This window comes from uncultured Chryseobacterium sp., assembly GCF_913776365.1.
In the GTDB taxonomy this organism is placed as follows: Bacteria; Bacteroidota; Bacteroidia; order Flavobacteriales; family Weeksellaceae; genus Chryseobacterium.
Window position 1 is genome coordinate 1 of the sequence record NZ_CAJYMO010000327.1, and the last position, 3,556, is coordinate 3,556.

The window sequence follows — 3,556 nt, forward strand, 5'->3', positions numbered from 1 at the left end:
TTTTCAGGATCGCTGTCGTAGATTCCGTCTACCCTTGTCCCTTTCAGGATTACATCGGCATCGATTTCAATGGCCCGTAAGGTAGCAGCCGTATCGGTGGTAAAGTACGGATTCCCGGTTCCTGCCCCGAAGATCACAACCCTGCCTTTTTCCAGATGCCTTACCGCTCTTCTCTTGATGAAAGGTTCCGCCACTTTATCCATTTCAATGGCAGACTGCAGCCTGGTTTTGATGCCTGCATCTTCCAGTGCTCCCTGCAATGCCATACCGTTAATAACGGTAGCCAGCATTCCCATATAATCACCCTGCACCCTGTCCATCCCTTTGGCTGCACCGGCAACACCGCGGAAAATATTTCCTCCTCCGATGACAATAGCGACTTCGCAGCCTTTGTTAACTGCATTCCTGATCTCCACCGCATACTCCTGCAGCCTCTCATTATCAATACCGTATTGTCGGTCACCCATCAGGGCTTCACCACTCAGTTTAAGAAGGATTCTTTTATATTTCATTTTTAATTGTAATAACTTTTAGCTGCCAAATTGCCTTGAATTTTGACTGTGCAAATATAATCATTAATATTATTTTATATATATGAATTGCATATATTTGAATAGTTTTTTGCCCCGGATCGGGCTTTCCATAAGCGGTTACCCACGGTCAGCAGGAGCAGAATTTCCGGACTGTACATCATAGCAAACGATTAGTGATCGTTTTTTAATGCCGATACGTGAAGATGACAATCGCTCCAGTTCTAATCTTTTTACGGAAAACTTAAAATTTACAGACAAATAATAAGCGAAATATTTTGCTGCGTACGAAAAAGAATTATTTTTGCAATACTAATAAACTGAATTGAAGAAAATTGTCATTTTTTCATTATTTCTGTCAGGAATTGTTTCTTTTGCACAAACAGGAACGAATGTTTTCCCGTTTTTAAATCTTCCCGTTTCTGCCAGACAGGCTGCACTGGGAGGCGATGCCATTTCCATCAGAGATCGTGATGTATCATTTGCTATTGCAAACCCGTCTCTACTGAACAAAGATTCCCATAACCAGCTTTCCGTAAATGCCACGGCTTATCTTGCAGACTCCAAATACGGAACCATTGCTTATGCCAAAGATTTCGAAAACGGCCATATGGCCACCATTAATGCCCGTTATATGAGCTATGGCGATATCCCGAGAACAGACGACAGCGGTTTTGAAAACGGAACCTTTAATGCATCCGATGTCTCCGTGGGTGCCGGATATGCCTACCAGTTCGAAGAAGACTGGACCATCGGCGGAGGACTGAATTTCATCACTTCCAAAATAGACAACTACACCTCTTCAGCAGTAGCCGGGAATGCAGGAATTACCTATCACAACAGGAAGAGCAAGGAAACAGCATCTCTGGTACTGAGAAACTTCGGCTTCCAGCTCAAATCATTCAACGGGACCCGCGAAAACCTGCCTTTCAGAATCGACCTTGGCTACACCAGGACCCTGACCGCTATTCCACTGGCAGTTACCCTCACCGTACATGATCTGCAGGAATTCAATATATCCTCTCCGTATAATGTGAACGGCCAGGAAATCAATATAGGAAGGAAGATTGCCGACCACTTTTCGGTGGGCGCCGAGCTTTTTCCGGAAAAAGGTTTCAACATCAGGCTCGGATATAATGTAAAAAGGGGAAATGAGCTTGCTGTGGCAGAACAGAGGAATTTCTCCGGAATTTCTGCCGGATTCGGGATCAGGCTTTCCAGATTCCGTGTAGACTATGCCCATGTACGATACCACAACTCTTCCAACGTCAACCAGATCGGCATTTCAGTGGATCTCAACAGCCGGGCGGGAGAATAGCAGAACAAAATACACATCATAAAAATAAACGGAACCTTAAGAAAAATTCTTAGGGTTTCTTGTTTTGTAAGAAAAAATCTAGAAATTTGTGTTATGAAAAAACCTGTCATTGCGATCGACGGCTATTCTTCCACCGGGAAAAGTTCGATCTCCAAAATTATTGCTGAACAACTGGGCCTTATTCATCTGGATACCGGTGCACTGTACAGAGGGGTTACCTGGTTTGCCCTGCAGAATTGTACTCGTGCGGACGGAACCATAGACCTTCAGACCCTCTTCGGTTCTTTTGACCGGATTGAACTGGAATTTAAAAATGATAGCGGAGAACTGATTCTCTTCTTAAACCGTATTGACATATCGAAGGCCATAAGGACCAACGAAGTCTCTTCAAATGTCAGCTTTATTGCCAAGCAGAAAGAAGTCCGGGATTTCCTGTTGCAGTCCCAGCGTTCCCTAGCAGAAAAGGGAGGAATCATTATGGACGGGCGCGACATCGGGACCGTAGTGCTGCCAAATGCCGACTATAAATTTTTCATGACGGCCAGTATTGAGGAAAGGACGAGGCGGCGGTATCAGGAACTGATCAGTTTAGGCATCGACGCCGATGAAAAAGAAGTACGCGAAAACCTTCTGGCCCGGGACAAGATTGACAGTGAACGTGAAATTGCTCCGCTGAAACAGGCGGATGATGCTGTAGTGATTGATAATACCGATCTTTCCAGGCAGCAGACCATCGACCTCATTTTATCTCACCTGCATAAGATTTAGGATTTTTTGCCATAGCAAAGCCCTTTTTGGTATATTAATTGCAGACTTCCTAGCAAGTAAAAGCTAGTATTTATTAACTATTAAAAAAAACGAAAATGTCTAAGAAAAACAATACGGCCGGCGTTCTGGCAGGTTTACTGGCAGGTGCCGCAGCAGGTGTAATTTTAGGAATGCTTTATGCTCCGGAAGAAGGAAAGGAAACCAGAAAGAAAATCAAAACCAAAGCCAACGATATTAAAGATCAGGCTAAAAACAAGTACGGAGAAGTTTCTGAAAAAGTAAAAGACCAATACGGAAATATTTCTTCCACTTTCAAAGAAACAGCAAATAATGTAGCCCATACCGTAAAAGACGGCTATGACAAATACAAAGATCAGATCGTTTCAAAAACTGCAGATGTAGTTAAGAATGTAGAGTCTGAACTGAATGATCTAAAATAAATGATTTATTTTTTTAGGTAAATTATGAAAAGGAACTTTATGAAAGAAAGTTCCTTTTTTTATAACTTTAAAGAAAAACAATGATTGAAACTGTCAAAGAATATGTATCCAAAAGGATTGATCTCCTGAAAATTGAGGCTACGGAAAAATCGTCCCTGTCAGCCGGAGTAATCACCTATTTTGTATTAATGGTGGTGGCTTTCAGTTTTTTTATTATTCTGTTCAATTTCGGGATTGCCTTTTTGATTGGTGAAGCACTGGGGAATCATTCTTACGGATTCCTGATCGTCTCCGGCTTTTATCTTCTGATCATGATTATCATTATGATCTGCAAGAAGCGGGTTGTTAATTTCGTAGCAGACCAGGTTATTAAATTTTTAAATCATTAAACAATGGGCAGAAAATACGAAAGCTTAGATGAACTGAGAAGAAAGAAAAAACTGCTGAAACAGGAAATTGAGGGTATGGAAGAGCTTCTTACCTTTAAAAATACCAAAGAA

At 42.0% G+C, this 3,556-nt stretch carries 5 protein-coding genes; 4 read left to right on the plus strand and 1 reads right to left on the minus strand.

What is annotated here, in order from left to right; genetic code table 11:
• Positions 1-512: UMP kinase (pyrH, locus tag QZ735_RS17810; RefSeq protein ID WP_294251388.1), on the minus strand; the 512-nt coding region annotated here is incomplete at its 3' end.
• Positions 513-855: 343 nt separating this feature from the next.
• On the opposite strand from pyrH, the gene porQ reads away from it, so the two are divergent.
• From porQ to QZ735_RS17830, 4 genes are all read left to right on the plus strand, one after another.
• Complete coding sequence (gene porQ, locus QZ735_RS17815; protein WP_294251390.1) at positions 856-1,848, plus strand: type IX secretion system protein PorQ; 993 nt, start codon at positions 856-858, stop codon at positions 1,846-1,848.
• Positions 1,849-1,941: 93 nt separating this feature from the next.
• Entirely contained in the window at positions 1,942-2,616 is a 675-nt protein-coding gene (cmk, locus tag QZ735_RS17820; protein ID WP_294251392.1) for a (d)CMP kinase, read from the plus strand.
• 95 nt (positions 2,617-2,711) lie between these two features.
• Complete coding sequence (locus QZ735_RS17825; RefSeq protein WP_294251395.1) at positions 2,712-3,056, plus strand: YtxH domain-containing protein; 345 nt, start codon at positions 2,712-2,714, stop codon at positions 3,054-3,056.
• An 80-nt stretch (positions 3,057-3,136) separates the two neighbouring features.
• Positions 3,137-3,445, plus strand: coding sequence for a phage holin family protein (locus QZ735_RS17830; RefSeq protein ID WP_294251397.1), 309 nt, complete (start codon positions 3,137-3,139; stop codon positions 3,443-3,445).
• Positions 3,446-3,556: the final 111 nt, after the last annotated feature.

Excerpts from the sequence above, each read along its gene's own strand:
- cmk (WP_294251392.1), top strand. The coding sequence starts at position 1,942 with ATGAAAAAACCTGTCATTGCGATCGACGGCTATTCTTCCACCGGGAAA.
- QZ735_RS17825 (WP_294251395.1), top strand. The coding sequence starts at position 2,712 with ATGTCTAAGAAAAACAATACGGCCGGCGTTCTGGCAGGTTTACTGGCA.
- QZ735_RS17830 (WP_294251397.1), top strand. The coding sequence starts at position 3,137 with ATGATTGAAACTGTCAAAGAATATGTATCCAAAAGGATTGATCTCCTG.